This window comes from Halomonas sp. 3H, assembly GCF_024206005.1.
GTDB classification, from domain to species: Bacteria; Pseudomonadota; Gammaproteobacteria; order Pseudomonadales; family Halomonadaceae; genus Halomonas; species Halomonas campaniensis.
Genome location: NZ_CP100360.1, coordinates 2,454,773 through 2,479,728 on the forward strand (window position 1 = coordinate 2,454,773; position 24,956 = coordinate 2,479,728).

General features: G+C 71.2%; 26 protein-coding genes. 2 read left to right on the forward strand and 24 right to left on the reverse strand.

Annotation, left to right across the window (positions count from 1 at the left end):
* Window positions 1-84: 84 nt before the first annotated feature.
* From NFC98_RS11405 to NFC98_RS11480, 16 genes are all read right to left on the reverse strand, one after another.
* Window positions 85-909 (reverse strand): sulfurtransferase, encoded by an 825-nt coding sequence (locus NFC98_RS11405; protein ID WP_254275102.1) that lies wholly within the window; start codon window positions 907-909, stop codon window positions 85-87.
* Complete coding sequence (locus NFC98_RS11410; RefSeq protein ID WP_254275103.1) at window positions 906-3,107, reverse strand: ATP-dependent helicase; 2,202 nt, start codon at window positions 3,105-3,107, stop codon at window positions 906-908. The genes NFC98_RS11405 and NFC98_RS11410 overlap by 4 nt, the downstream gene beginning before the upstream one ends.
* Window positions 3,104-3,673, reverse strand: coding sequence for a DUF1285 domain-containing protein (locus NFC98_RS11415; RefSeq protein ID WP_254275104.1), 570 nt, complete (start codon window positions 3,671-3,673; stop codon window positions 3,104-3,106). The genes NFC98_RS11410 and NFC98_RS11415 overlap by 4 nt, the downstream gene beginning before the upstream one ends.
* Before the next feature lie 46 nt (window positions 3,674-3,719).
* A complete protein-coding gene (locus NFC98_RS11420; RefSeq protein ID WP_254275105.1) occupies window positions 3,720-4,565 on the reverse strand; it encodes a TatD family hydrolase in 846 nt (281 codons plus the stop codon).
* A 144-nt stretch (window positions 4,566-4,709) separates the two neighbouring features.
* Entirely contained in the window at window positions 4,710-5,045 is a 336-nt protein-coding gene (locus tag NFC98_RS11425; protein WP_183330171.1) for a PilZ domain-containing protein, read from the reverse strand.
* A gap of 16 nt (window positions 5,046-5,061) precedes the next feature.
* Complete coding sequence (locus NFC98_RS11430) at window positions 5,062-6,090, reverse strand: DNA polymerase III subunit delta' (RefSeq protein WP_254275106.1); 1,029 nt, start codon at window positions 6,088-6,090, stop codon at window positions 5,062-5,064.
* A complete protein-coding gene (gene tmk, locus NFC98_RS11435; protein ID WP_254275107.1) occupies window positions 6,081-6,722 on the reverse strand; it encodes a dTMP kinase in 642 nt (213 codons plus the stop codon). Before tmk ends, NFC98_RS11430 begins: the two co-directional genes overlap by 10 nt.
* Before the next feature lie 10 nt (window positions 6,723-6,732).
* A complete protein-coding gene (mltG, locus tag NFC98_RS11440) occupies window positions 6,733-7,740 on the reverse strand; it encodes an endolytic transglycosylase MltG (RefSeq protein ID WP_254275108.1) in 1,008 nt (335 codons plus the stop codon).
* Between the two features lie 21 nt (window positions 7,741-7,761).
* Window positions 7,762-8,583, reverse strand: a complete 822-nt coding sequence (pabC, locus tag NFC98_RS11445) for an aminodeoxychorismate lyase (RefSeq protein WP_254275109.1) — start codon at window positions 8,581-8,583, stop codon at window positions 7,762-7,764.
* 23 nt (window positions 8,584-8,606) lie between these two features.
* Window positions 8,607-9,845, reverse strand: a complete 1,239-nt coding sequence (gene fabF, locus NFC98_RS11450) for a beta-ketoacyl-ACP synthase II (RefSeq protein ID WP_254275110.1) — start codon at window positions 9,843-9,845, stop codon at window positions 8,607-8,609.
* 204 nt (window positions 9,846-10,049) lie between these two features.
* Window positions 10,050-10,283 (reverse strand): acyl carrier protein, encoded by a 234-nt coding sequence (acpP, locus tag NFC98_RS11455; protein ID WP_008956801.1) that lies wholly within the window; start codon window positions 10,281-10,283, stop codon window positions 10,050-10,052.
* Between the two features lie 133 nt (window positions 10,284-10,416).
* Window positions 10,417-11,160 (reverse strand): 3-oxoacyl-ACP reductase FabG, encoded by a 744-nt coding sequence (gene fabG, locus NFC98_RS11460; protein ID WP_254275111.1) that lies wholly within the window; start codon window positions 11,158-11,160, stop codon window positions 10,417-10,419.
* Between the two features lie 31 nt (window positions 11,161-11,191).
* Window positions 11,192-12,160 carry an ACP S-malonyltransferase gene (gene fabD / locus NFC98_RS11465; protein ID WP_254275112.1) on the reverse strand — a complete coding sequence of 323 codons (969 nt, stop codon included), beginning with the start codon at window positions 12,158-12,160 and terminating at the stop codon, window positions 11,192-11,194.
* A 5-nt stretch (window positions 12,161-12,165) separates the two neighbouring features.
* Complete coding sequence (gene plsX, locus NFC98_RS11470) at window positions 12,166-13,281, reverse strand: phosphate acyltransferase PlsX (RefSeq protein WP_254275113.1); 1,116 nt, start codon at window positions 13,279-13,281, stop codon at window positions 12,166-12,168.
* A gap of 44 nt (window positions 13,282-13,325) precedes the next feature.
* Window positions 13,326-13,496: a 50S ribosomal protein L32 gene (gene rpmF / locus NFC98_RS11475; RefSeq protein WP_023005526.1), complete on the reverse strand. Its 171-nt coding sequence runs from the start codon at window positions 13,494-13,496 to the stop codon at window positions 13,326-13,328.
* Window positions 13,497-13,529: 33 nt separating this feature from the next.
* The gene (locus tag NFC98_RS11480; protein WP_183330155.1) at window positions 13,530-14,057 is read right to left on the reverse strand and encodes a YceD family protein; all 528 of its coding nucleotides are present in this window, start codon (window positions 14,055-14,057) and stop codon (window positions 13,530-13,532) included.
* 166 nt (window positions 14,058-14,223) lie between these two features.
* Here NFC98_RS11480 and NFC98_RS11485 point away from each other — a divergent pair, with 166 nt between their 5' ends.
* Window positions 14,224-14,805: a nucleoside triphosphate pyrophosphatase gene (locus NFC98_RS11485; RefSeq protein ID WP_254275114.1), complete on the forward strand. Its 582-nt coding sequence runs from the start codon at window positions 14,224-14,226 to the stop codon at window positions 14,803-14,805.
* On the opposite strand, the gene sppA is transcribed toward NFC98_RS11485, so the two are convergent.
* From sppA to NFC98_RS11500, 3 genes are read right to left on the reverse strand one after another with little or no spacing between them, the layout of a single operon-like run.
* Window positions 14,797-15,873: a signal peptide peptidase SppA gene (gene sppA, locus NFC98_RS11490; protein WP_254275115.1), complete on the reverse strand. Its 1,077-nt coding sequence runs from the start codon at window positions 15,871-15,873 to the stop codon at window positions 14,797-14,799. The genes NFC98_RS11485 and sppA overlap by 9 nt on opposite strands.
* Before the next feature lie 25 nt (window positions 15,874-15,898).
* Window positions 15,899-16,573, reverse strand: coding sequence for an HAD-IA family hydrolase (locus NFC98_RS11495; protein ID WP_254275116.1), 675 nt, complete (start codon window positions 16,571-16,573; stop codon window positions 15,899-15,901).
* Between the two features lie 27 nt (window positions 16,574-16,600).
* Window positions 16,601-17,548 carry an RluA family pseudouridine synthase gene (locus tag NFC98_RS11500; protein ID WP_254275117.1) on the reverse strand — a complete coding sequence of 316 codons (948 nt, stop codon included), beginning with the start codon at window positions 17,546-17,548 and terminating at the stop codon, window positions 16,601-16,603.
* A 567-nt stretch (window positions 17,549-18,115) separates the two neighbouring features.
* Here NFC98_RS11500 and rne point away from each other — a divergent pair.
* Complete coding sequence (rne, locus tag NFC98_RS11505) at window positions 18,116-21,292, forward strand: ribonuclease E (RefSeq protein WP_254275118.1); 3,177 nt, start codon at window positions 18,116-18,118, stop codon at window positions 21,290-21,292.
* Window positions 21,293-21,382: 90 nt separating this feature from the next.
* Here rne and murB read toward each other — a convergent pair whose 3' ends face one another.
* The 5 genes from murB to lpxK are packed head-to-tail and all read right to left on the reverse strand — an operon-like array spanning window position 21,383 to window position 24,941.
* Window positions 21,383-22,405: a UDP-N-acetylmuramate dehydrogenase gene (gene murB, locus NFC98_RS11510; protein WP_254275119.1), complete on the reverse strand. Its 1,023-nt coding sequence runs from the start codon at window positions 22,403-22,405 to the stop codon at window positions 21,383-21,385.
* A complete protein-coding gene (locus NFC98_RS11515; RefSeq protein WP_254275120.1) occupies window positions 22,402-22,878 on the reverse strand; it encodes a low molecular weight protein-tyrosine-phosphatase in 477 nt (158 codons plus the stop codon). The genes murB and NFC98_RS11515 overlap by 4 nt, the downstream gene beginning before the upstream one ends.
* A complete protein-coding gene (gene kdsB, locus NFC98_RS11520) occupies window positions 22,878-23,666 on the reverse strand; it encodes a 3-deoxy-manno-octulosonate cytidylyltransferase (protein WP_254275121.1) in 789 nt (262 codons plus the stop codon). Before kdsB ends, NFC98_RS11515 begins: the two co-directional genes overlap by 1 nt.
* Entirely contained in the window at window positions 23,666-23,875 is a 210-nt protein-coding gene (locus tag NFC98_RS11525) for a Trm112 family protein (RefSeq protein ID WP_254275122.1), read from the reverse strand. Before NFC98_RS11525 ends, kdsB begins: the two co-directional genes overlap by 1 nt.
* Window positions 23,876-23,903: 28 nt before the next feature.
* Window positions 23,904-24,941: a tetraacyldisaccharide 4'-kinase gene (gene lpxK, locus NFC98_RS11530; protein WP_254275123.1), complete on the reverse strand. Its 1,038-nt coding sequence runs from the start codon at window positions 24,939-24,941 to the stop codon at window positions 23,904-23,906.
* Window positions 24,942-24,956 lie beyond the last annotated feature (15 nt).

Consider the following 24,956-nt stretch of genomic DNA (forward strand, 5'->3'; position numbering starts at 1 on the left):
TGCCCCTTTTTTTCCTTGTCCGAAGGCAGCGGGGGGGCTTGCTGCTTGATCCTTGTGGCTTGCAGCTCCGGGCGCAGCCCGGCGTCAGTCGCCGGTGGCCACCGGCCGCGCCGGATCGCGGATCCACTCGCTCCAGGAGCCCGGGTAGAGCCGCGGCAGGGGGCGGCCGGCCACGGCGTAGGCCAGGATGGTATGGCAGGCGGTGACGCCGGAGCCGCAGTAGGCGACGGCCTCCTCGGCCTCGGGCAGCTCCGCGGCGAGCCGTGAGGGCGACTTGAAGCGCCCCTCCGCCGTCAGGTTGTCCGCCGAGGGCCGGCAGACCGCCCCGGGGATATGCCCCGCCACCGGGTCGATGGGCTCCGCCTCGCCGCGGAAGCGCTCACGGGAGCGGGCGTCCACCTTGAGGGCGCGCCCCGAGAAGACCTGGTCGGCGTCCACCCGCCGCGTGTCATCGAAGACCGGCGTCCAGTCGCTGGGCCGCAGCGGGGAGCGGTCCCCCTCGGCCAGCTCTCCCCCCGCGCCCAGCCAGGCCTTGAGGCCGCCATCGAGCAGCCTGACGTCGGGGTGCCCGGCCCAGCAGGCAATCATCCACCAGGCGCGCGCCGCCGCCAGCTGTCCCCCCATGTCGTCGTAGACCACCACCGGCAGCTCGGGGGTGATGCCGAGCCGCTGCAGGGTGGCGGTAAAGGCCGCGGTCGACGGCAGCGGATGGCGACCGCCCTGCCCCGGCGGTGCCGCCAGGTCGCGATCCAGGTCCAGATGGACGCTGCCCGGCAGGTGGGCCGCCCACCAGAGGCCGTGGCCGGCATCCGGGTCACCGAGGCGCGCGCGGCAGTCGAGCAGACGGGGGGGCCGCGCGCCCTCCAGGGCATCGGCCAGTTCGGTGGCGGTGATCAGGGGCGTGCTCATGCGGGTTCTCCTGCGATCAGTTCGATGGGGGCGCGCCGCGCGATCAGCCGCCGCCGGCCGGCATGCCGGAAGCGGACCTCGATCACCGGGTTGGCCGGGTCGCCCTCCACCAGGTGGATCTCGCCCTCGCCGAACACGGCATGGCGCAGCCACTGGCCGACGCTGAAGCCGGCATAGGGCGCGGTGGGCTCGGCGACCTCGTCCCGGGAGAGGGCCGCCAGCGGCAGGCTCTCGCCCAGGGCCTCGAGATAGCGGCCCACCAGGTCGGGGCAGGCCACGGCCAGGGGGCCGTCCTCGGTCGCGCCGGCCGCGAGGCGTCGGCGGACGCGCTCGGCGTCCTGCCAGGCGCTCTCGGCGATGAACCGGCTGGGGCGATGATCACCGCCGTCGTGGAGCAGCAGCAGCCGCTCGCGGGCCCGGGTGATGGCCACGTAGAAGAGCCGTCGCTCCTCCTCGAGGCGCTGCGGCGACAGGGGGTTGTCGCGGCTGTAGTGGGGAAAGTCCTCCTCGTTGGCGCCCGCCAGCACCACCAGCGGCCACTCCAGTCCCTTGGCGCCATGGACGGTGGTGATCAGCACCCCGTCCTCGCGGTTCTCCACCGGGCGGCGCAGCAGCTCGATGAAGGCGTCCGGGTCGTTGCCGAGTTCTGCGGCCTGCTCGAGCAGCACGTCGAGCAGGCGCACGTCCTCCTCCCCCTTGTCGCGGCGCGCCGCGGCGCGCTTGAGCACCTTCTCTGCCTCCACCGCCTCGACCACGTGGGCGAGCAGCCGCGCCGGCGGCCAGGCGGCGAGACGCGGCAGCTCGCAGAGCAGCGCCCAGCGCCGCTTCAGGGTGCGCTTCTGGTGGGGCCTGAGCCCCTCGAGCAGCGGGTCGTGACGCTCGGGCCAGCGCTGGGTCTCGGCCAGGCGCGTGGCCAGGGCCACCAGGCGCTCGCGGGCCACGAAGGGGGTCGGCTGACCCAGCAGCAGGGCCAGGTGGGCGGGGTCGGCGAGCAGCGCCGGGGTCCGCGCCAGCATCAGGTAGCCGGCCAGCGCCTGGACCAGCGGCAGGCGGAAGACGAAGCGATCCTCCCGAGCCAGCCGGAACGGGATGCCCTCGCGCAGCAGCGCCAGCTGCAGCGGCACGGAGAGCGCCCAGCTGCGCACCAGCACACAGGCCTCGTCGAGCCGGCGCCCCTCGTGCTGCCAGGCGGCCAGCGCCTCCAGCAGGCCGCGGCTGCCCTGGCCCAGGCCCAGTGAGGTATCGGGATTGCCGGGAGCGGCCACGCAGAGCTGGTCGGGGCGGCGGCGGTTGGCGGCGATGGCATGGTTCGCCGACAGCGCCAGGGCATGGCCATGCCGGAAGGTGGTGGAGAGCGGGTAGTCGACCGCCTCGCCGAAGGTGGCGGTGAAGCGCTCGAGCATGGTGTCGGGGTGGGCGCCGCGCCACTCGTAGATGCACTGGTTGGCATCGCCGACCGCCATCACCGCGGCATCCCGGCCCGCCAGCAGCGCCAGCAGGCGCTGCTGGGCGACGTTGATGTCCTGGTATTCGTCGATGATCACGTGGTCGAGGAACCCCTGGACCCGGGCACGCAGGCCGGCGTCGGCTTCCAGGGCACGCAGCGGGCGATAGAGCAGGTCCGAATAGCTCATCAGGCCATGCTCGGCGAGCAGCGCCTCGGCGTGGTCGAAGGCGGCCACGAAGTGGTCGGTCTCCTCGCCGAAGTCGAGCCGCTCGAAGAGCGTCGCCGGCGGCACCATCTCGGCCTTCACCAGCGCACAGAAGTGGGCCAGGGCCTCGAGGCGCTCGGCGTCCAGCGCCGACTCGCGCGGCTCGGCCACCTCCGCCAGGGCCCGCTGGGTCGCCTGGCGCAGCAGCCTCTCCAGCTGCCAGTCGGCGGTCAGCAGCTCACGGGGGGCCAGCGCCCCCCAGCGGGTCATGGTGGCGGTCAACCGGTGGCCCAGGGAGTGGAAGGTGCGAACGTCGGGCAGCGGCTGGCCAGGCGGGGCCATGGCTGCCAGCCGCGCCTGGAAGTCCTCGCGGGCCGAGCGGTTGAACATCAGCACTAGCAGGCGCGACGGCGGCACGCCCTGCTCGAGCAGGGTTAGCACCCGCGCCACCATGGTGGTGGTCTTCCCCGAGCCGGCCACGGCGGCGACCCGGGCGTGGCCGGCACCGTGCGCGACGACGGCCCGCTGCTCCTCGGTAAGCCTCACGAGGCCTCGCCGTCCGCGCCCCCGGCCGCCAGCCGGCCGAGGGGCTGCCAGGCGCCATCGCTCACGAGGCCCAGCTCCTCGCCGCCGTCGGGCAGCGCTCGGCTCTCGGCCGCCTCCACCAGGCGGTAGTAGACGTTGCGCCCCAGCCGCGCGGAGAGCCCGAAGCGCACCGGCACCTCGGGGATCGTCTCGCCGGCCGGGGTCTCGCTCGGCGTCAGCCGACGGGCCTCGTCCAGCACCAGCCGGTCGCCGACGTTGGTGGTCAGCCACCAGCAGCCGCTGTCGTCGCGCTCGGCGTCGACGATCAGGAAGGGGCGATCCTCTACGCGGATGCGCTGCAGCTCGGCGGGCGTCACCAGGGCATAGCCGCCGTCGGCCTCGCGGCGCAGGATGGTGGAGAGCAGCCGCACCAGGCGGGGCCGGGCGATGGCGACGCCCTCGTGGATCCAGCGGCCATCGGCGGCGATCACCAGGTCCATGCGTCCCTGGCGGTCGGGGTGCCAGCGGTCCACGGGCGGGATCTCACCCTCGGGGTCGATCTGGGCCAGCAGCGGGTCGAGATGCATGGTGCGCCCTCCTCCGGGCCGCGGAAGACAGGATGATGAGGGAAGCTTAGACCAGCCCGGCGTCGCGCAGGGAGTCGCGCACCCCGGCTGGCGCCTCGGGCACCGCGGCCCGGAACAGCCGGTAGAAGTTGGCGGTGGTCTGCATGGCGACCTCCTCCACGCTGATGCCGCGCTCGGTGGCGATGCACTCGGCCACCTCCACCACCCAGGCGGGCTCGTTGGGCTTGCCACGGTGGGGCACCGGTGCCAGGTAGGGGCTGTCGGTCTCGATCAGCAGGCGATCCAGCGGCACCCGGCGGGCCACCTCGCGCAGCGCCTCGGCATTGCGGAAGGTGACGATGCCGGAGAGCGAGATGAAGAAGCCGTGGCGGACCGCCTCGCGGGCCATCTCCAGGTCCTCGGTGAAGCAGTGCAGCACGCCGCCGATGGCCGGGTCGGTGTGCTCGCGGATCAACGCGAGGGTCTCCTCGCGGGCCTCGCGGGTGTGGATGATCACCGGCAGTTCGAGCTCGGTCGCCGCGATCAGCTGACGGCGAAAGCGCTCGCGCTGCACCTCCCGGGAGGGCACCGACTCGGGGGCCTTCTCCAGATAGTGGTAGTCCAGGCCGCACTCGCCGATGGCCACGGCGCCGAAGCACTCGGCGGTCTCCCTGATCGCCTCGACCGTCGGCTCCTCGGCCACCCGGTGCAGCGGGTGCACCCCGGCGGAGATCACCACGTCGTCGTGCTCGCGGGCGATGGCGGCGATGCCCGGCACCTCTTCGAGGGTGACGCCGATGGCCAGGAACTGGCGGACGCCACGCTGCCGGGCGGCGGCCAGGGTCGCAGCGAGGTCGCCGTCGTGGGTGCGAGGGTCGAGGCGGTCGAGATGGCAGTGGGAGTCGACAAACATGCAGAAAAATACCAGGGACAGAAGAAAGTTACCGCTCAATGGCGGCGAATGGCGTCAATCGGCGCTCGGCGCTCGGCGCTCGGCGCTCGGCGCTCGGCGCTCGGCGCTCGGCGCTCGGCGCTCGGCGCTCGGCGCTCGGCGCTCCTAGAGCGTATAGGTCGGCGCCCCCTTGTCCAGGTGGCCGGCCAGCAGGTTCTCGATGCGATCCCGCACCGCCTGGTCACCGGCGCTGAAGTGGATGCCGACGCCGGGCATGCGCCGGCCGCTGACGCCCTCGGGAGAGACCCACACCACCTGCCCGGTGACCGGCACCCGGTCGCTCTCGCCGGGCAGGGTCAGCAGCAGGTAGATCTCCTGGCCCAGCTCGTAGCGCTCGCGGGTCGGCACGAAGATGCCGCCCCGCTCGAGCGATGGCATGTAGGCCGAGAGCAGGGTCTGGACGTCCTGGATGTTCAGCGACAGCGCCTTCTGGGCAGCCATGGGAATATCTCCTCGCTCAAGAGCGCAGCAGCGCGGACCAGCGCACCAGCCAGGCTTCCAGCACCAGCTGGGGGTTGGGGTTGCCACCCGAGGCCAGCAGGCGGCGCTGTTCCCGGGCGTAGTCGAGCAGGCGGAACCAGTCGCGCACCCGGGCGTTCTTGACCGCCTGCCGGTAGAGCGGCAGCAGGTCCGGGTTACGCAGCGACGGGGCCCGCTCCGGGCTCTCGCCGGAGAGCCCCAGGCGGATCAGGTCCTCCAGCCAGGCGATACCGTACCACAGTATCGCCTCGGTGGACTGGCGCTCGAGGCGCGCCGCCTCGGCCACCGGCTCCGCCCCCCGCACCAGCGCCTCGAAGGTCTCCACGAGCTGCTGACGCAGCGCCCGGGATTCCGGCTCGGCCCGGTCGAGCGCGGCCAGCGGCAGCCCGCCGGCGACACGCCACCAGAAGCGCGCCTCCTCCTCGCCGCCCAGCCGTTCGGTCAGCCAGGGCAGGCACGCCTCCGGCGGCGGCGGGGCCAAGCTCCAGTGCTGGCAGCGCGAGCGGATGGTGGGCAGCATGCGCGAGGGGATGTCGGCGAGCAGCACGAACAGGGTTCGCCCGCCGGGCTCCTCCAGGCTCTTGAGCAGGGCGTTGGCGGCGGCGACGTTCATGGTCTCCGCCGGGGCGATCAGGATCACCCGATAGCCGCCCTGCTGGGCGGTCTGGGCGACGAAGGCGTTGACCTCGCGGATGGGGTCGATGCGGATCTGGCGTTTGCCCTCCTCCGGCTCGACGCGCAGCAGGTCCGGGTGGTAACCCGAGGCCAGCATCCGGCAGCCGTGGCAGCGGCCGCAGGCGGCCTCGCCGGGAGCGGCACAGAGCACCCGGGCGATCAGGGCATCGGCCAGCGAGCGCTTGCCCACGCCCCGCGGCCCGGAGATCAGCAGGGCGTGGGGCAGCCGCCCGGCATCCATCAGCCTGGTCAGCTCGCCGAAGCGTGCGTGCAGCCAGGGCAGCGGCAGCCCCGGGGCCTCCACGACCGGCCTCGCCTCGTTCACTGCCATTCCGCCACCCGCTCGGCCAGGGTCGCCCGGATCTGTTCGCCCACGGCCGCCAGTTCCCGGGAGGCATCGATCACCGCGATGCGCCCGGGCGCCGCGGCGGCCCGGGCCAGGTAGGCGTCGCGAACGGCGGCGAAGAAGTCGGCGCGCTCGCGCTCGAAGCGATCTCGCTCGCCCCCCCGCGCCTCGACCCGCCGCTGGGCCGCCTCCACGGGCATGTCCAGCAGCAGGGTCAGGTCGGGTTCGAGCCCCTGCTGGACGAAGCGTTCCAGCTCGGCGATGCGTGGAGCGGGAATGCCGCGCCCGCCGCCCTGGTAGGCAAAGGTGGCGTCGGTGAAGCGGTCGCACACCACCCAGGCGCCCCGCTCGAGGGCCGGGCGAACCACCCGGGCCAGGTGCTGGGCACGGGCGGCGAACACCAGCAGCAGCTCCGCATCGTCGTCCAGCGGCTCGTCGCCGGCGGGGTCGAGCAGCAGCGCCCGGATCGCCTCGGCGCGGGGCGTGCCCCCCGGCTCGCGGGTCTGGACCACCTCGAGGCCCCGGGCCTCCAGCCAGTCGACCACCCGGGCCAGGTTGGTGGACTTGCCCACCCCCTCGCCCCCTTCCAGGGTGATAAAGCGTCCGCGCTCGGCCATCTGCGTCTCCTTACTGGCGATTGCGGATATACCGATTGACCGCGTTGTTGTGCTCGCGCAGCGTCCGCGAGAAGTGGTGGGTGCCGTCGCCACGGGACACGAAGTAGAGGGTCTCGCCGGGCAGCGGGTCCACCGCGGCCTCGAGGGACGCCCGGCCCGGCATGGCGATGGGTGTCGGCGGCATCCCGTCGATCACGTAGGTATTGTAGGGCGTGGCCTCGCGGAGGTCGGCCCGGGTGATCCGCCCCTCATAGCGCTCGCCCATGCCGTAGATCACCGTGGGATCGGTCTGCAGGCGCATGCCGCGCTCCATCCGCCGCTTGAAGACGCCGGCGATCTCGCGGCGCTCCTCCGGGGCGCCGGTCTCCCGCTCGATCAGCGAGGCCATGATCAGCGCCTCGTAGGGCGTCTCGATGGTGAGGTCGTCGACCCGCGAGGCCCACACCTCCTCGAGGATTCGCTCCATGCGGGAGAGCGCCTGGCGCAGGATCTCCAGGTCGCTCACGCCCTTGTGGTAGCGGTAGGTGTCGGGGAAGAACCAGCCCTCGGGATGCACTCCCTCGCGGTCGAGCAGCGCCATCACCTCCTCGTCGGATAGCCCCTCGGTGCGCGTCTCCAGCTTGGGCGCCGCCTCGAGCAGGTCGCGCATCTGGCGGAAGGTCCAGCCCTCGGGGATGGTCAGCGGGTAGGTGACGACCCGGTCGCTGCCCAGCAGGGCGATCATCTCGCGCCCGCTCATGCCGGGTTCCAGCATGTATTCGCCGGCACGCAGGCTCGGGACTGCGTCGGGCTCGAGCCGCGTGAGCAGCCGGAAGGCCCAGTCGTCGGCAATCACCCCGCGCTCGGCCAGGTCGGCCACCACGCGGTTGTATCCGGCACCGCGGGGCACCTCGTAGAGGGTCGGCTCGTCCACGGCGATGGGCGCGGCGAGCCGCGACTCCCAGTAGCGATGGCCGGCGAACAGCGCCGCGCCGGCCAGGAGGGCCAGCACCAGCAGGATCTTCACCACACGCAGCATCGGTGTCCTCGTCGTCTCATCTCAGGTCAGGTCGGGAAGGGGGTAGCCCAGCAGGCGATGGGCCTCGGCCTGGAAGGCGCGGTGGCTGGCGGACAGCCGCCAGCGGAGGAGCGGCCTGCCGGTCGCGTCGTCGAGGCGAGTCACCGGCCAGACGCCCTGCACGGAGTTGCCGAGCCAGACCGCCTCGGCCGCCTCGAGCGCCTCCGGCAGGATATCGACCTCGCGGACCTCCAGGCGTTCGATGAGCGCCTCGCGCAGGGTGCCGGCCACGCCACAGCGGTCCAGTCGCGGGGTTTCCAGGAGACCGGCGCGCCGCCAGAAGAGGTTCATGGCGGTGGCCTCCACCAGGCGGCCGTCGCTGTCGCAGAGCAGCCCCTCGGCCACCTCGTCGTCGTCCCACTCCGCGCGCGCCAGGACATTCTCCAGCCGGTTGAGGTGCTTGAGGCCGGCCAGCCGCGGCTGGATCCCGAGGCGCAGGGCACAGTGGCGCACCCTGACCCCTTCCTGCCAGCGCGCCACGGCGGGCGTAAAGGGGGCCAGCTGCCAGCGCAGCCGCGGCTCAGGGGTCGCCGGGGCACGATAGCCACGCCCGCCGCTGCCGCGGGTCAGCATCAGCTTGAGCACCGCCAGGCCCGGCGGCGCCTCGGCCAGGGGAGCGGCGAGGCGGTGCTCCGCGGGCAGCGGCAGGCCCAGCACATGGCAGCCACGGGCCAGGCGCGCCAGGTGCTCGTCCCACAGCCGCGGCCGGCCGTCGCGCACCAGCACGGTCTCGAACAGGCCATCGCCATAGGCCGCACCGCGGTCGTCGAGGGGCCAGGCCTCCCCGGAGACAGCCCCCCTCACCTCGGGCCCTTCCGCCTCATGGCTCACGCCCGCGTGAAGACCAGGGTGCCGTTGGTGCCGCCGAAGCCGAAGGAGTTGGAGAGTGCCACGTCGATCTTCATCTCGCGGGCAGTGTGCGGGACATAGTCGAGGCGGCAGCCCTCCTGGGGGTTGTCCAGGTTGATGGTGGGCGGCGCCACCTGGTCGCGGATCGCCAGCACGCAGAACACCGCCTCCACCGCGCCGGCCGCGCCCAGCAGGTGGCCGATCATCGACTTGGTGGAGCTCACCGCCACGGACCTTGCCGCCTCGCCCATCACCCGCTCGACGGCCAGGCTCTCCGCCAGGTCACCGGCCGGCGTCGAGGTGCCGTGGGCGTTGATGTAGTCGATGGCCGAGGCATCGATGCCGGCATCGCGCACGGCATTGGCCATGGAGAGTGCCGCGCCGCTGCCGTCCTCGGGCGGAGAGGTCATGTGGTAGGCATCGTCGCTCATGCCGAAGCCGCTGAGCTCCGCATAGATGGTCGCGCCGCGCGCCTTCGCGTGCTCGTACTCCTCCAGCACCATGACGCCCGCCCCGTCGGAGAGCACGAAGCCATCGCGGTCCCGATCCCAGGGCCGGCTGGCCGCCTGGGGATCGTCGTTGCGCGTGGAGAGCGCCCGGGCCGCGGAAAAGCCGCCGAGGCCCAGCGGAGTGGTGGCCATCTCGGCACCGCCGCAGATCATCACGTCGGCATCCCCGTAGGCGATGGTCCGCGCGCTGTAGCCGATGTTGTGGGTCCCGGTGGTGCAGGCGGTGGTGATGGCGATGTTGGGGCCCCGGAACCCGTGCTGGATCGCCAGGTTGCCGGAGATCATGTTGATGATCGAGCCGGGCACGAAGAAGGGCGAGATGCGCCGCGGGCCGCTCTTGAGCATGACGCTGTGGTTGTGTTCGATCATCGGCAGGCCGCCGATCCCGGAGCCGATCGCCACGCCGATGCGGCCGGCATTCTCCTCGGTGCAGGCGAGCCCCGAATCTTCGATGGCCTGGGCACCCGCGGCCATGCCGTACTGGATGAACAGGTCCATCTTGCGGGCTTCCTTGGGATTCAGGTAGGGACTGATGTCGAAGTCCTTGACGGAACCCCCGAAGCGCGTGTTGAAGCCGCTGACATCGAAGTGCTCGAGGGGGGCAATGCCGCTCTTGCCGGCCACGATGTTCGACCAGCTCTCGTCCACGGTATTTCCCACCGGCGTGACCAGGCCGAGCCCGGTCACCACAACCCTTCTACGAGCCATCAGCTTTCCTCCAGACATCCTCAATGACACGACTCCGACCCGAGGGAGCCGTCGTGTGCGCGCATTATACCGAGTCTCCCCGTCGCGTGCCGCCCTGACAAGCCCATGGCCGGCCGGCCTGCCGACGAAAAAGCCGCCTCACAGGGCGGCTCTTTTCCGGGGACGAGCCCCGAGCGTCAGCAAGCGGTATCGACCGCCACCAGCTTACTGGTGGGCGTTGACGTAGTCGATGGCTTCCTGAACGGTGGTGATCTTCTCGGCTTCCTCGTCGGGAATCTCGGTGTCGAACTCTTCCTCGAGCGCCATCACCAGCTCGACGGTATCCAGGGAATCGGCGCCGAGGTCCTCGGTGAAGGAAGAGGAGTTCTGAATATCTTCTTCCTTGACGTTCAGACGCTCGGCCACAACCTTCTTAACGCGCTCTTCGATGGTGCTCATTATGACGTACTCCAGTCGTTCACGTTGGCCGTTCAGATGTCCAGCCGTTTTAAGTTCCAGATCCGCAAGCCGGAAGCTGCGGGGTAGTTTATAGACGCCCCGGGGCCGGCGCAACCGCCGGACCCGGCGGGTCTCAACGCATGTTCATGCCGCCATTGACGTGCAGGATCTCGCCGGTGATGTAGCCGGCGGTCTCGCCGGTGAGGAAGCCCACCGCCGCGGCGATCTCCTCCGGCTGGCCGAGACGCGCCAGGGGAATCTGGCCGAGCAGCACCTTGTGTTGCTCCTCCGGCAGCGCCTCGGTCATGTCGGTGGCGATGAAGCCGGGTGCCACCGCATTGACGGTGATGGCACGGGAGGCCACCTCGCGGGCCAGTGCCCGGGTGAAGCCCTCCATCCCCGCCTTGGCGGCAGCATAGTTGGTCTGCCCCAGGTTGCCCATGCTGGCCACCACCGAGCTGATGCTGACGATGCGGCCGAAACGCGCCCGGGTCATGCCCCGCAGGCAGGCCTTGCTGACGCGGTAGACCGACTTGAGATTGGTGTCGACCACCGCATCCCACTCGTCTTCCTTCATGCGCATCAGCAGGTTGTCCCGGGTGATGCCGGCGTTGTTGACCAGGATGGTCGGGGCGCCGAACTCCTCGGTGATCGCCTTGACCAGGGCGTCGACGCTGGCCTGGTCGGTCACGTCGAGCCGCCGCCCGGCCCCTTCGATCCCCTGGGCCTTGAGGTCGGCATCGATCCTCTCGGCACCGGCGTCGCTGGTGGCCGTGCCGATCACGATACGCCCCTGGCGCCCCAGCTCATGGGCGATGGCCCGGCCGATGCCGCGGCTGGCACCGGTGATCAGGGCGACTCTGGTTTCGGTAGTCATGGTGGTTCCGCCTTCGTCCTGGTGAGGGAAATCAGCCGTTGGCTGACGACTGGCCGGCCGCGTCCCGGGCCAGCTCGAGGGCCGCATCCAGGCTGTCGGGATCGTTGACCGCCAGCCCCTTGCTGCCCCGCGCGATCCGTTTGTTGAGACCGGTGAGCACCTTGCCCGGGCCACACTCGATGAACACCTCGGCGCCGCGCTCGACCATCGCCTCGACGCAGGCGGTCCAGCGGACCGGGCGATAGAGCTGCTCGATCAGGCGGGTACGCAGGGTCTCGACATCGGCGTGGGCCTGGGCGTCGACGTTCTGGATCACGGTGTAGCGCGGGGCCCGCAGCGCCACCTCGTCCATGGCGGCGGCCAGTCGCTCGGCGGCCGGCTCCATCAGCGCGCAGTGGGAGGGCACCGAGACAGGCAGCGGCATGGCACGCTTGGCTCCCGCCTCCTGGCAGGCGGCGATGGCACGCTCCACGGCCGCCTTGCCGCCGGCGATCACCACCTGACCGGGAGCATTGTAGTTGACGGCGGAGACCACCTCGCCCTGGGCGGCCTCGGCACAGGCCTTCTCGACCACGGCGTCGTCGAGGCCGAGGATCGCCGCCATGGCGCCCTCACCCACCGGTACCGCCTCCTGCATCGCCTCGCCGCGCAACTTCACCAGGCGCACGCCCTGGGCGAAGGGGAGCGCCCCGGCACAGACCATGGCGCTGTACTCGCCGAGGCTGTGCCCGGCCATGGCGCCTGGGCGGGGACCTTCCAGCTCCTGCCAGACCCGCCAGATCGCCACGCTGGCACTGAGCAGCGCCGGCTGGGTACAGGCGGTGGCGTTGAGGGCCTCCTCGGGTCCCTCCTGGACTACCTGCCAGAGGTCGTAGCCGAGGGCGTCGGAGGCCTCCTCGAAGGTGGTACGCACCACGCTGTAGCGTTCCGCCAGTTCCCGCAGCATGCCCATCTGCTGGGAACCCTGCCCGGGGAACACGAGGGCGAGGGGTTGGGTCATGTCAATCACCTATGCTCTTGTTGGCTTTCATCGTCACCGGTGCTTCCCGGCGCGAGGACTCGAGGTCCGCTGTCGATTCGACCGCCGCGGTCGGCCGAATCGATAGCGGGCCGTCGCGGCACCAGCTCCGCCGCCAGATGTCTCGGCAGGTCACGACTGACCTCCTGGACCGCCCGCTGTACCGCATAGTGGAAACCGGTCGCATCGGCACTGCCGTGGCTCTTCACCACGATGCCGGCCAGGCCCAGCAGGCTGGCGCCATTGTAGCGCACCGGATCCAGCTCGCTCCTGAGCCGACGCAGCGCCGGCCTCGCCAGCGCTCCCACCAGCCGACTGCTCCAGTGGGCCTCGAAGGTGGCCTGCACCCGCTCGACCAGCATGCGCGCCAGGCCCTCACTGGCCTTGAGCACCGCATTGCCGACGAAGCCGTCGCAGACCACCACGTCCACGCGGCCACTGAAGACCCCGTCGCCCTCCACGAAGCCCTGGTAGGCGAGGTGGGGCAGCCCGCGCAGCCGGGCATCCGCCTCGCGGACGCTGACCGTGCCCTTGGTCCCCTCGAGCCCGACATTGAGCAGGGCGACCCGGGGCGCGGCAAGCCCATCCACGTGGCGCGCCATCAGCTCGCCCATCAGCGCGAAGTCCACCAGGCGCTCCGCCGAGGCCTCGACGTTGGCCCCCAGGTCCAGCAGGTAGCAGCGCCCCTGCTGGCGGGTGGGGATGGCCGTGCTGATCGCCGGCCTGGGGATGCCGGCCACCGTCCCCAGAGCGCGCCGGGCCAGGGCCATCAGGGCGCCGGTATTGCCGGCACTGACCCCGGCCGCCGCCTCCCCGGCAGCGACACAGGCCAGCATCCTGGCCATGCTGGAGTCCTGGCCGTGACGCAGCGCATCGGAGGGGCGCACGCCCTGGTCGATGACCCGCGGGGCATCGACGACCTCCAGACGCGAACCGGCCGCGGCGAGCCGCCGCGGCAGGCAGGAGATCTCGTCTTCCAGCGTTCGGCGCACGCCGAACAACCGGATCTCGAGACGGGAATCCTGAATGACGGCACTGGCCGCCCCTTGCACGGGAGCGCGGGGACCGAGGTCACCGCCCATCGCATCGATGGCGATTCTCACGACAGGGTCAGCGGCCAGGCGTCACCGCAGGGCGCGCCGTCGCCTCAGGCGTCGACGACCTTGCGGCCACGGTAGAAGCCGTCGGGGGAGACGTGGTGACGCAGGTGGGTGGTACCGGTCTCCTTGTCCTGGGAGAGGGCCGGTGCGCTCAGCGCGTCGTGGCTACGACGCATGCCGCGCTTGGAACGGGTCTTGCGGTTCTGTTGAACTGCCATGGGATGTCACTCCAGAGTGCAATCGATGATGAATCAGGATTTGCCCTTGAGGCGCTTGAGCACCTCGAACGGGCTCGCAGCGGGCTCACGGGATGCCGCGGCATCCGCCCCGCTGGTCAGCTGGTCGCGAGAGACCTCACAGTCGGCCTCGTCGTGGTAAACCACCTGGGGCAGACTGAGGATCAGTTCATCCTCGACCACCGTCAGCAGGTTCAGCTGTTCGTTTTCCACCAGCACCGGCTCGTGGGTGCTCGGCAGCTCGGCTGCCAGAGCGTCGCTGGTGACCATGCCCAGCAGGAACTCGCTCGCCACGCGCTGCGCCATCGGCGAGAGGCAGCGGCGACAGGGCAGCTGCAGCTCGGCCTCCAGGCGGCCGTGGATCACCCGGCGCCCCTGGGCGTCGATGGCGAAGTCGAGCCAGACACGACAGTCGCCGCTCTGGGGGCCGACCTCGTCGGCGAGACGCGCGAAATCATCGAGGGACATCAGTCCTTCGAGGTGCTCGGCGCGGGCGGCGAGCCGGTAGGGCTCGACCCTGCTGGGGAGTCGTGTGGTCAACATAGGCGCGCAATGATAGGCACTCCCCCTGCCCCTGTCAAAGCCGCCGTGGCGCAATCGCGCCTGCGCCGGCTGGCGACGGCACTGCCCGCCCCCTCTCCGGTATCGTCCAGCGGCGCGTCGACTTCATGTTACGCTGCGCCCGTCACCCCGGTCAGGAAACATGCCCATGCCACGTCTCGTTCTTGCCTCCGGATCGCGCTGGCGGCGCCAGCTGCTCGACCGCCTGGAAATCCCCTACGCCTGGGAGAGCCCCGATATCGACGAGACTCCCCGCCCGGCGGAGAGCCCGGAGGCCCTGGTGCATCGACTGGCGCTCGCCAAGGCCGAGCGGCTGGCCGACGACTGGCCCGACCACCTGATCATCGGCTCGGACCAGGTCGCCCTGTTCGAGGGCGAGATCCTCGGCAAGCCCGGCGACGCGGCCACCGCCCGCGCCAACCTGGCGCGCTTCTCCGGGCACCGCGTGCGCTTCCTCACCGGCCTGGCGTTAGTGGATACCCGCCTGGGTCGCCACCGCGTCTGCCACGAGCGCTACGACGTGGTGTTCCGCCGGCTCGGCGACGAGGAGATCGCTCGCTACGTGGCGAAGGAACAGCCCCTGGACAGCGCCGGGAGCTTCCGCATGGAGGGGCTGGGCATCGCCCTGTTCGAACGACTGGAAGGCGACGACCCCAACACCCTGATCGGCCTGCCGCTGATCCGCCTCTGCGCCCTGCTTCGCGAGGCAGGCCTGGATCCGCTAGGGTAGCTGGTAGCGCAGCGGCGAGTCGGCGCGGGGCACCCCCAGCCACTCCATGGCGACGCGGCCGAACTGCCGGGTGAAGCGCTCGAAGGGATCGAGTCGCGGGGTGTAGTCGCGCACCCTCGCCTCCTCCAGCCGCTCTCGCGCGAGCCCGTCCAGGCTGCCGATGGCATCGATCAGGCCCAGCTCGACGGCCTGCTCGCCGCTCCATACCAGCCCGCTGAACAGCCGCTCGTCATCGACCAGGCGGTCGCCACGCCCCTCGCGGACGGCGGCGATGAACTGGTCATGGGTCGTCTCCAGCACCGACTGCCAGAACTCGCGCTGCTCGGGCGCCAGTTCCGAGAAGGGATCGAGGAAGGCCTTGTTGTCGCCGGCAGCGAAGACCCGGCGCTCCACGCCCAGCCGCTCGATCGCCTCCTCGAAGCCGAAGCTGGCCGAGATCACCCCGATGGAGCCCACCAGGCTGGCCGGGGCGGCGACGATCTCGTCGGCGGCCGCGGCGATATAGTAGGCCCCGCTGGCGCCCACGTCCTCGATCACCGCGATGATCGGCTTGTCGCCCTCGGCGCGCAGCCGCATGATCTCGTCGAAGATCCGCTGGGACTGCACCGGGCTGCCCCCGGGGCTGTCGATCTGCAGCACCACCGCGGCACTCTCCTCGGCTTCCCAGGCGCGCCTGAGGCCGGTGGTGATCCGCTCGGCACTGGCCGGCGAGTCGGCGTCGATCACGCCCTTCACCTTGACCAGCCCCAGGTGGGGGCCGGCCGGGGCGCTGACACCGGGGCCGGCGAGGAACCCATAAAGGCTGGCCGACAGCGACGCCAGGATCAGCGCCACCAAGAGGAAGCGGAAGAACAGCTTCCAGCGCCGGGAGCGGCGCTGCTCGGCCAGCACCCCGCCGACCCAACGGTCCATCATCTCCAGCTGGGCCAGGCGCTGCCGCTCGCGCAGGGTCTCGGCATCCTCGGCCGGAGGGGGCTGCGTGGCATCGCCCTGGCGGGCGCGACGCGCCTCCTCCGGACTGAGCTCGGGCCCCTGGGTCCAGCGGTCGTCTCGTCTGTCGTCGCTCATGGCAGTCTCGTCCTTGCAGCCGTCATCAGAGGGCCCGGCCGACGCCGGCTCGCCCGTGCAGAAAGTCGAAGAGCTCAGGCATCGCCTCGGCGGTGAACGCGGGGCGGCTGGCGGCCAGGCGCTCCGGCGCATGCACCCCCCAGGTCACCGCCACTCGATCCATGCCCAGCGCCCGGGCCATCTCCAGGTCATATTCGGTATCCCCCACCATCACCGCCTCCTCCACGCCGACGCCCAGCTCGGCCAGCAGCTCCTCCAGCATCCGGGGGTGGGGCTTGGAGAGGGTCTCGTCGGCGGTGCGGCTGGCGTGGAACCAGCGGCCGCTGCCGCTCTCGCGGAAGATCCGATCGAGGCCGCGCCGGCTCTTGCCGGTGGCCACCGCCAGGCGCTGACCGGGTCGCCCGTGAAGGTCGGCCAGCCCCTTCACGGCACCGGGGAAGAAGCGCATCGGCGCATGATCGCCCTCGACGAAGTGCCAGGCATAGCGGCTGCGCAGCAGCTCGGCGCGACCGGGGTCGATGCCCGGACAGAGGGTGGCGATCGCCTCGGGCAGGCCCAGGCCGATGATGTTGCGCACGCTCTCCGGCGCCAGCTCCCCCCAGCCGGCGTCCCGGGAGGCCGCCTGCATGCAGGCAACGATCCGCTCGGCGGAATCCATCAGGGTCCCGTCCCAGTCGAAGATCACCAGTCGGTAGCGCATTATCGTCTCCGTGTCAGGCTGAAGGGGTCAGGAGGCGCGGCGGGCGCGGGTCAGCACCGTCTCGAGCTCCTCGGGCAGCGGCGCCCGGATCTGCACCGGCCGCCCGCTGGTGGGCTCGGGAAAGGTCAGCGCCGCGGCATGCAGGAAGAGTCGCGACAGGCCCAGCTCGGCGGACAGTTTCTGGCTGTCGCGACTGCCGTACTTGTCGTCACCGAGCAGCGGATGGCCGGCATGGGCGGCATGCACGCGGATCTGGTGGGTGCGACCGGTGACCGGCTCGGCCTCCACCAGGGTCACCCGAGCGAAGGCCTCGCGCACCGCGAAGCGCGTGCGTGCCACCTTGCCGGCCGGATCGACCCTGACCCGGCGCTCGCCGTTGCCGAGCTCATAGCGGTCGAGCCGGGCCGCCACGAAGTCACGCCGGGCCGGCCAGCGGCCGGCCACCAGGGCCAGGTACTGCTTGTCCATCTGGTGCTGCTTGAGCGAGGCGTTCAGGGCCAGCAGCGCCGGACGCGACTTGGCCAGCAGCAGACAGCCGGAGGTGTCCCGGTCGAGGCGATGGACCAGTTCGAGAAAGTCCAGGTCCTCGCGCACCTGGCGCAGGGCCTCGATCAGGCCGATCTTGACCCCGCTGCCGCCATGCACCGCCAGCCCCGAGGGCTTGTTGATCACCAGCCAGTCGCGCCCCTCCACCAGCACGCTGCCGGCCAGCAGGTTGCGCAGGTTGTCGCTGACCTCGCGCACCGCCTCGCGGGGCGAGAGCCGCAGCGGCGGGATGCGCACCACGTCACCCAGCGCCAGGCGGGTATCGGCCTTGACACGCTTCTTGTTCACCCGCACCTCGCCCTTGCGCACGATGCGGTAGATCAGCGCCCGCGGCGCCCCCTTGATCCGGGTCATCAGGAAATTGTCGACCCGCTGCCCCACCTGGCCCTCGGTCACTTCCACCCACTGTACATCGCGCCCTTCGGCCATGCCGAGACTCCACTGCCAGACCTGCGAAAGCCGCATTCTATCGCAGTGCACGCCATCCTGCGCCAATTGCTGGCCACCCCCTTTGCTGTTATATTGCCAACTCGCTTCAGTGGGCCTGTACGGGCCCCATCGAGCGCCTGCACGACAGACACGCAGGTCGAGGCGAAAAGATCAGGCCGCGACGACGCTCACCCGTCCCGCCGCCGCGTAGGAAAGAGAAAGCAACGATACAACGCCACGCCCGGATCCCCTCGTCGCTCCCCCGTCATGGAGCGGCGGCAGGCCACGGGAAACGTTCCACCATCGTGCCGCAGGTCGGCGTCGGCGAATCGATGAATGCCAGGTGTTGGCGGTGACCGCAGGGCCGGATGGGTGACACCCCACCGAGACATGTCCTGCCTCCGCCCCGTACTCAACATGGTCATGTCGTGCCGGTGCCCCGCCTCGGGCGGGCCCCGACACGGCCGGACGCTACTGCGCATCCGCGACATGCGCTGAGCACAAGCACGCAGCACCCAGAGGTTCGCCCACGCCGATGCTCGCCGGCGCCCCATATTGCGAGTCAACATGAAACGGATGCTCATCAATGCGACCCAGCCCGAAGAGCTGCGCGTCGCACTGGTCGATGGACAACGCCTCTACGACCTGGACATCGAGTCCGGTGCCCGGGAACAGAAGAAAGCCAATATCTACCGCGGCAAGATCACCCGCATCGAACCCTCCCTGGAAGCCGCCTTCGTCGATTTCGGCGCCGACCGCCACGGCTTCCTGCCGCTGAAGGAGATCTCCCGGGAGTACTTCGTCAAGGAGCCCGCCTCCGGTCGCCCCAGCATCAAGGAGGTCCTCAAGGAGGGCCAGGAAGTCATCGTCCAGGTGGACAAGGAGGAGCGCGGCAACAAGGGCGCGGCGCTGACCACCTTCATCTCCCTGGCTGGCCGCTTCCTGGTGCTGATGCCCAACAACCCCAAGGCCGGCGGCATCTCGCGGCGCATCGAGGGCGAGGAGCGCAGCCAGCTCAAGGAGGCGATGAACCAGCTCACGGTGCCCGACAGGATGGGCCTGATCGTGCGCACCGCCGGCATCGGCCGCTCCCCCGAGGAGCTACAGTGGGACCTGGACTACCTGGTCCAGGTGTGGGAGTCGATCACCGCCGAGGCCGGCAAGCGCCCCGCCCCCTTCCTGATCTACCGCGAATCCAACGTCATCATTCGCGCCATGCGCGACTACCTGCGCCAGGACATCGGCGAGGTGCTGATCGACAGCGAGGCGGTGCACCAGGAGGCCCTGGCCTTCATCCGCCAGGTGATGCCCTCCTACCAGCAGAAGATCAAGCTCTACGTCGACGAGGTGCCGCTCTTCTCGCGCTTCCAGATCGAGTCGCAGATCGAGACCGCCTATGAGCGCGAGGTGAAGCTCCCCTCCGGCGGCTCCATCGTCATCGACCACACCGAGGCGCTGGTCTCCATCGACATCAACTCGGCTCGCGCCACCCGTGGCAGCGACATCGAGGAGACGGCGCTGCAGACCAACCTGGAGGCGGCCGACGAGATCGCCCGCCAGCTGCGCCTGCGTGACATCGGCGGCCTGGTGGTGATCGACTTCATCGACATGAGCCCGGCGCGCAACCAGCGCGAGGTCGAGAACCGCATGCGCGACGCCCTGAAGCTGGACCGCGCCCGGGTGCAGATCGGCCGCATCTCCCGCTTCGGCCTGATGGAGATGTCGCGTCAGCGCCTGCGCCCCTCCCTGGGCGAGACCAGCGGCGTGGTCTGCCCGCGCTGCGACGGCCAGGGGACCATCCGCGACGTGCGCTCCCTGTCGCTCTCGATCATGCGCCTGATCGAGGAGGAGGCCATGAAGGAGCGCAGCGCCCAGATCCGCGCCATCCTGCCGGTGCCGGTGGCCACCTACCTGCTCAACGAGAAGCGCGCCGTGCTGGCCGACATCGAACGTCGCCAGGGCGTGCGGGTGGTGCTGCTGCCGAGTCCCGAGATGGACACGCCCCACTACGACGTCCAGCGCCTGCGCGACGACCATGTGGACGAGGAAGGCACCGCCACCCTCTCCAGTTTCGAGCTCTCCACCGACACCGAGGTGGGCCGCGAGCCCGAGGCCGCCTTCGGCAAGCCGGTACAGCGGGCCGAGGCCGCGGTGAAGACCGTGATCCACCACGAGCCGGCCCCGGCCTCCCTGCAGCAGGAAGAGGCCCCGGCCGCCCCGCCGGCGACCCCGGCGCCGACGACCCCGGCGCCGGCGGCCAGGAGTGCCCGGCCGCCGGCCGTGCAGCCGCCCGTCGCCGAGCCCCAGGCCGGCGTGCTGGGCCGCCTGGTCAAGGGCCTGGCCAAGCTGCTGGGCAGCGACGAGGCCCCCGCCGATGGCGAGCAGAAACCGTCCTCCCGCCAGGACGCATCGCGCGACGACAAGGGCGCCCGCAAGCCCTCCCCGCGTGACGACGAGCGGGGCGGCGAACGCGGTAACCGCAACGGCCGCCAGCGTCGCCCCCGCAACGAGGAGCGCCGCGGCGCGCCGCGCCAGGAAAGCGAGCGCGGCGAGGCCAGGGGCGACGGCGCCGAGAGCCGTGACAACCGCGGCAGCCGTGGCGGTCGCGGACGCGGGCGCCAGGACGATGGCCGCCCGGCCCGTCAGCAGGAGACGCCCCGCACCCGCGACGAGAAGTCCAGGGATGACAAGCCCCGGGATGACAAGCCGCGCGACGATTCGCGTCGTCGCGGCAACGAGCGCCGCGACGAGCGTGCCGCCGAGAAACCCGCTGGCCCCAAGGCCGACGCGCCCCAGGCCGAGGCGGCGGTGGATGACGGCAAGCCCAAGCGCACCCGCAACAACCCGCGCAACCGCAGCCGGCAGCACGCCATCAGCCCCAAGGCGTTAGAGGAGCAGCAGCGCCTGCTGGCGGAAGCCCCGAAGGAAGACGCCAAGCCCGACGCCGCCCCGAAGGCGGAAGAGAAGGCCGAGGCTCCGAAGGCAGACGCCAAGCCTGAGACCAAGGCTGAAGAGAAGGCAGAAGCCAAGGTCGACGCTCCGAAGGCCGAGCTCAAGGCAGAAGAGAAGACGGAAGCCAAGGCCGACGCTCAGAAGGCCGAGCTCAAGGCAGAAGAGAAGACGGAAGCCAAGGCCGAGGCTCCGAAGGCCGAGCCCAAGGCAGAAGAGAAGACGGCAGCCAAGGCCGAGCCGAAAGCCGCCGAGGCCAAGGCCGAGGCACCCAAGGCTGAGCCCAAGGCAGAGCAGAAGCCGGAGCCCAAGGCCGAAGCGCCCAAGGCGGAGCAGAAGCCCGCCGAGGCCAAGGTAGAAGCCCCCAAGCCTGAGGCGACCAAGGCCGAGCCGAAGCCCGAAGCCAAGGCCGAGCCGAAGCCCGAAGCCAAGGCCGAGCCGAAGCCCGAAGCCAAGGCCGAGCCGAAGCCGGAGCCCAAGGCCGAGCCGAAGCCCGAAGCCAAGTCCGAAGCGCCCAAGGCCGAGCCGAAGGCCGAGGCGCCCAAGGCCGAGCCGAAGGCCGAAGCGCCCAAGGCCGAGCCGAAGCCCGAAGCCAAGACCGAGCCGAAAGCCGCCGAAGCCAAGGCCGAGCCGAAAGCCGCCGAAGCCAAGGCCGACGCCCAGACGCCCGCCAACGCCGGGGAGACGCCGGAAGAGCGCCGTGCCAGCCGTCGCCGCCGCCGCGCCCATAACGATCCGCGGGAGATCCGCCGTCGCGAGCTGGAGGCGAAGGCCCAGGAGGGCAAGCAGGGCTGAGGCCCCGCATCGCCCTCACCAATGACAGCGCCCGCAGCCTTGGCTGCGGGCGCTGTCGTTTGGGGCCCCGATCAGGTATCTCTCAGCGGCTCAGGGTCTCTCCCCGGCCAGGCGCGGCTCGCGCTCGAGTTCGACGCCGAAACGTTCGCGCACCCGGTCGGCGACGCGCCCGGCAAAGCCCAGCAGCTCCTCGGCGCTGCCGCCGCCGAAGTGGACCAGCACCAGAGCCTGGCGGTCATGCACGCCGAAGTGCTCCTCCCGCCAGCCCCTGAGGCCACAGCGGTCGATCAGCCACCCGGCGGCCAGCTTGACCCGTCCGTCCGGCTGGGGAAAGTGCGGCATGTCGGGCGACGCGGCGAGCAGGCGTGCGGCCTGCTCACCCGCCACCAGGGGGTTCTTGAAGAAGCTGCCGGCATTGCCCAGCACCGCGGGGTCGGGCAACTTCTCGCGACGAATGGCACACACCGCCTCGGCCACCTCCAGGGCGCTGGGCGCGGCGCCCACCCGGGCGGCCAGGTCGCCGTAGCCGAGGCGCGGGCGCGGCGAGCGGGAGAGCCGCATGACCAGCCGGGTGATCACCACCCGGCCGTCCAGCGCCCCCTTGAAGATGCTGTCGCGATAGCCCAGGGCACAGTCGTCGGCAGACAGCACCGCCTCGCGACCGTCCTCGAGATGCACCAGATGCACAGCCTCGAGCACATCACCGAGCTCCACGCCATAGGCACCGATGTTCTGGATCGACGCGGCGCCGCAGTGGCCCGGAATCAGCGCCAGGTTCTCCGTGCCCCAGAGGCCCCGACCGGCCAGCGTCATCACCAGGTCATGCCAGACCACCGCGGCCTCGGCGTGGACGCGAACGCCGTCGCCCTCGCCCGCCTCCAGCCACCAGGCATCCATGGCCGGCCGCAGCACCAGGCCCGCCAGGCGGGCCGGCAGGATCAAGTTGCTGCCGCCGCCCAGCACCGTCAGCGGCCATGCCTCGCGACGGGCCAGCGCCAGGGCCTCTCTCAGCTCTGCCGTGGTCGTCGGCGCGGCGAAGTGCTCGGCGCGGCACGGCAGCCCCAGGGTATTGGCCCGGGAGAGGTCATAGTCGGCCTGGATCGCCAGGCTCAAGGCCGGGGCTCCAGGCGGGCCTCGACGGCCTCCAGCAGCCCGCGGGACGCCGCCTCGACCAGGTCCAGCACCTCCTCGAAGCCCGCCTCGCCGCCATAGTAGGGGTCGGGGACCGCGCGGCCGGGCATCCCGGCAAACTCGAGGAAGAGCCCGACATGGGCCCGACTGTCGGCGGGCCGCCGAGACTCGATGGCGGCCAGATTGTCATGGTCCATGGCCAGCAGGTAGTCGAAGGCCGCGAAGTCCGCGTCATCCAGCTGGCGGGCACGCAGCGCGGAGAGGTCGATGCCCCGGCGGGCCGCCGCTTCCCGAGCCCGGGCGTCCGGACCCTTGCCCACATGCCAGTCGCCGATCCCGCAGGAGTCCACCTGGACCCGATGAGCCAGCCCGCGCTCGTCGAGCAGGCGGCGGAACACCCCCTCGGCGGTGGGGGAACGGCAGATGTTGCCGAGACAGACGAACAGCACTCTCATCAGGCACCTCCCTTGTCGTCATGGGCATCGGCCAGCAGGGCGCGCACCCGCGCCAGGTCTTCTTCGGTGTCGACCCCGGCCGGATGAGGCTCACGGGCCAGCGCCACCTGGATGGCATGGCCATGGTGCAGGGCACGCAGCTGCTCGAGATGCTCGAGGCGCTCCAGGGGCGACGGCGTCCAGTCGCGGTAGTCGGCCAGGAAGCCGGCACGGTAGGCGTAGAGGCCGATGTGGCGCAGCCAGGCATCGGTCTCGAGCAGCTCGGGCCGCGCGGCGAAGGCGTCACGGTCCCAGGGGATCGGCGCGCGGGAAAAGTAGAGGGCTCGGCCGCTGAGCGCGCGCACCACCTTGACCACGTTGGGATTGAAGAGGGCCTCCACCGCGGCGATGGGCTCGGCCAGGGTGGCGATGGAGGCCTCGGGGTCGTCGAACAGACGATCGGCGACCTGGTCGATCAGCGTCGGGGGAATCAGCGGTTCGTCGCCCTGGACGTTGACCAGCACGGCATCGTCGGCGAGCCCCAGCCGCTCGGCCACCTCGCCCAGGCGGTCGGTCCCGGAGGGGTGATCGGCCCGGGTCATCAGCACCTCGGCCCCGCAGGGCACCAGCGCCTCGCGGATGCGCGCATCGTCGGTGGCCACCACCACCCGGGCGGCCCGGCTCTCGCAGGCCCGGCGCCAGACATGGGCCACCATGGGCTCGCCGGCGATCTCCGCCAGCGGCTTGCCGGGCAGCCGCGACGAGGCGAACCGCGCCGGGATGACGGCGATGTACTCGCGCGCCGCCATCACGCCTCTCCCGGGCGTCCGGGGGAGTCGTGGAGCTTCTCGTCGACGGAGAGCTCCCGTGCCTCCTCGGGCAGCATGACCGGGATGCCGTCACGCACCGGATAGGCCAGGCCATCGAAGAGACAGTGCAGCTCCTGGGCCTCGCGGTGATACTTGAGCTTGCCCTTGCAGAGCGGGCAGACCAGCATGGCCAATAGCTCCTTGTCCATTCTCGAACCTCCTGGGGCGACCCGCAGGTCAGCCGCTTGCTCCGCCCCGGGCAGTCTCCCGAGGCGCTCGAAATCGTTCCAGCCGCGCCTCGAACCAGGCCTCGAAGGCCGGATCGGGGGCAGCGACCACGTCCAGCACCCAGCTGTCGTCGGGGGCCAGGCCCCGGCACTTCACCGCATCCTTGGCGGTCATCACCAGCGGCCGGTCGTCGCCGAAGGCGAGATCCTCGGCACGGAAGGCGTGGTGGTCCGTCATGGGGTGGGGAATCACCGCCACGCCGAGTGCTTCCAGGCTGGCGAAGAAGCGGGACGGGTTGCCGATGCCGGCGACGGCATGCACCGGACCCGCGAAGGGCCGCGGTTCCAGCGGACACCGCCGACCATCGCCGAGCCGTCGCCAGCCCGACGGCACCAGCCGCATGCTGAAGGCCCCGTCCGGCGCCGCGAAGGCCGGCTCGCCGTTGACCATCACCGCGTCGACGCTCGCCAGCCGCGACAGCGGTTCGCGCAGCGGTCCCGCCGGCAGGCAGCGGCCGTTGCCGAACCCGCGCCGACCATCCACCACCACCAGTTCCAGGTCGCGACCCAGCGCCAGATGCTGCAGGCCATCGTCCGACAGCAGGATATCGCAGCCGGCCTCGAGCAGCAGGCGCGCGCCCCTCGGGCGGTCCGGATCCACCACCACGGGAAGGGCGGTCTGCTCCGCGAGCATCCGTGGCTCGTCGCCGCACTGTGCCACCGGGGTATCGGCCGTGACCCGCAGCGGATAGGCCTCCGACCGTCCGCCGTAGCCGCGCGAGAGGATGCCCGGTCGCCAACCGCGCTCGACCAGCCGGCCCGCGAGCCAGGCCACCAGCGGGGACTTGCCGGTGCCGCCGAGGGTGATGTTGCCCACCACGACCACCGGCACCGGCGCGCGCCACACCGGCCGGCGCCCCGCGGCGAAGGCCGCCGCCCGTCGGACCACGGCGCGTCGGTACAGCGCCTCCAGCGGGCGCAGCGCGCGCAGCCAGCCGGCGCCGCCGTAGGCGGAGGCCAGCCAGCGCTCGCCCAGCCCGCCGGTCATGCCGACGGGGCCTCC

Excerpts from the sequence above, each read along its gene's own strand:
- NFC98_RS11495 (WP_254275116.1), bottom strand. The coding sequence starts at position 16,573 with ATGCGCTACCGACTGGTGATCTTCGACTGGGACGGGACCCTGATGGAT.
- NFC98_RS11430 (WP_254275106.1), bottom strand. The coding sequence starts at position 6,090 with ATGGCAGTGAACGAGGCGAGGCCGGTCGTGGAGGCCCCGGGGCTGCCG.
- NFC98_RS11480 (WP_183330155.1), bottom strand. The coding sequence starts at position 14,057 with ATGTTGACCACACGACTCCCCAGCAGGGTCGAGCCCTACCGGCTCGCC.
- NFC98_RS11420 (WP_254275105.1), bottom strand. The coding sequence starts at position 4,565 with ATGTTTGTCGACTCCCACTGCCATCTCGACCGCCTCGACCCTCGCACC.
- acpP (WP_008956801.1), bottom strand. The coding sequence starts at position 10,283 with ATGAGCACCATCGAAGAGCGCGTTAAGAAGGTTGTGGCCGAGCGTCTG.
- NFC98_RS11405 (WP_254275102.1), bottom strand. The coding sequence starts at position 909 with ATGAGCACGCCCCTGATCACCGCCACCGAACTGGCCGATGCCCTGGAG.
- NFC98_RS11485 (WP_254275114.1), top strand. The coding sequence starts at position 14,224 with ATGCCACGTCTCGTTCTTGCCTCCGGATCGCGCTGGCGGCGCCAGCTG.
- NFC98_RS11500 (WP_254275117.1), bottom strand. The coding sequence starts at position 17,548 with ATGGCCGAAGGGCGCGATGTACAGTGGGTGGAAGTGACCGAGGGCCAG.
- fabF (WP_254275110.1), bottom strand. The coding sequence starts at position 9,845 with ATGGCTCGTAGAAGGGTTGTGGTGACCGGGCTCGGCCTGGTCACGCCG.
- fabD (WP_254275112.1), bottom strand. The coding sequence starts at position 12,160 with ATGACCCAACCCCTCGCCCTCGTGTTCCCCGGGCAGGGTTCCCAGCAG.
- sppA (WP_254275115.1), bottom strand. The coding sequence starts at position 15,873 with ATGAGCGACGACAGACGAGACGACCGCTGGACCCAGGGGCCCGAGCTC.
- lpxK (WP_254275123.1), bottom strand. The coding sequence starts at position 24,941 with ATGACCGGCGGGCTGGGCGAGCGCTGGCTGGCCTCCGCCTACGGCGGC.
- fabG (WP_254275111.1), bottom strand. The coding sequence starts at position 11,160 with ATGACTACCGAAACCAGAGTCGCCCTGATCACCGGTGCCAGCCGCGGC.
- rne (WP_254275118.1), top strand. The coding sequence starts at position 18,116 with ATGAAACGGATGCTCATCAATGCGACCCAGCCCGAAGAGCTGCGCGTC.
- kdsB (WP_254275121.1), bottom strand. The coding sequence starts at position 23,666 with ATGGCGGCGCGCGAGTACATCGCCGTCATCCCGGCGCGGTTCGCCTCG.
- tmk (WP_254275107.1), bottom strand. The coding sequence starts at position 6,722 with ATGGCCGAGCGCGGACGCTTTATCACCCTGGAAGGGGGCGAGGGGGTG.
- NFC98_RS11515 (WP_254275120.1), bottom strand. The coding sequence starts at position 22,878 with ATGAGAGTGCTGTTCGTCTGTCTCGGCAACATCTGCCGTTCCCCCACC.
- rpmF (WP_023005526.1), bottom strand. The coding sequence starts at position 13,496 with ATGGCAGTTCAACAGAACCGCAAGACCCGTTCCAAGCGCGGCATGCGT.
- NFC98_RS11525 (WP_254275122.1), bottom strand. The coding sequence starts at position 23,875 with ATGGACAAGGAGCTATTGGCCATGCTGGTCTGCCCGCTCTGCAAGGGC.
- mltG (WP_254275108.1), bottom strand. The coding sequence starts at position 7,740 with ATGCTGCGTGTGGTGAAGATCCTGCTGGTGCTGGCCCTCCTGGCCGGC.
- NFC98_RS11415 (WP_254275104.1), bottom strand. The coding sequence starts at position 3,673 with ATGCATCTCGACCCGCTGCTGGCCCAGATCGACCCCGAGGGTGAGATC.
- NFC98_RS11425 (WP_183330171.1), bottom strand. The coding sequence starts at position 5,045 with ATGGCTGCCCAGAAGGCGCTGTCGCTGAACATCCAGGACGTCCAGACC.